The following is a 701-nucleotide window of genomic DNA, read 5'->3' as shown; positions in this document are numbered from 1 at the left end:
CGGTGGCGTCGTTGGCGTACTGGGTGGCGTGGAGTCGTGCGTAGGCGCCGTCGGCTGTGATGAGCTCGTCGTGGTTGCCCTGCTCGACGATGTCACCGTGCTCCATGACCAGGATGGTGTCGGCGTCGCGGATGGTGGACAGGCGGTGGGCGATGATGAAGCTCGTGCGGCCCTGGCGCAGCGCGTTCATGGCCTGCTGGACCAGCAGCTCGGTGCGGGTGTCCACGCTGCTGGTGGCCTCGTCGAGGATGAGCACGGCCGGGTTGGCCACGAAGGCCCGTGCGATCGTGAGCAGCTGGCGCTCGCCGGCGGAGATGTTGGCGGCGTCCTCCTCCAGAAGAGTGTCGTAGCCCTGTGGCAGGGCCTTGATGATGTGGTCGACGAAGCACGCCCTGGCGGCGGCCTCGACCTCCTCATCGGTGGCCCCGGGGCGCCCGTAGCGGATGTTCTCGCGGATCGTGCCGGCGAACAGCCAGGGGTCCTGCAGGACCATGCCGGTTCGACGGCGCACGTCGTGGCGTGTCATGGTGGTGATGTCGCGCCCGTCGAGCAGGATGCGGCCGCCGTCCGGCTCGTAGAAGCGCATGAGCAGGTTGACCAGGGTGGTCTTGCCCGCTCCCGTGGGACCCACGATCGCGACCGTGTGGCCCGGCTCGACCCGCAGCGACAGGTCACCGATGAGCTCGACCTCCGGGCTGTAG

At 68.9% G+C, this 701-nt stretch carries 1 protein-coding gene; it reads right to left on the bottom strand.

Annotated features, from left to right (window positions below):
* Positions 1-701: ABC transporter ATP-binding protein (locus HMPREF9056_RS03830; protein ID WP_009402991.1), on the bottom strand; the 701-nt coding region annotated here is incomplete at both ends.

Source organism: Actinomyces sp. oral taxon 170 str. F0386, assembly GCF_000195595.1.
In the GTDB taxonomy this organism is placed as follows: domain Bacteria; phylum Actinomycetota; class Actinomycetes; order Actinomycetales; family Actinomycetaceae; genus Actinomyces.
The sequence above is the reverse complement of the archived record's forward strand: the minus strand, read 5'-3'. Positions and strand labels throughout refer to the sequence as shown.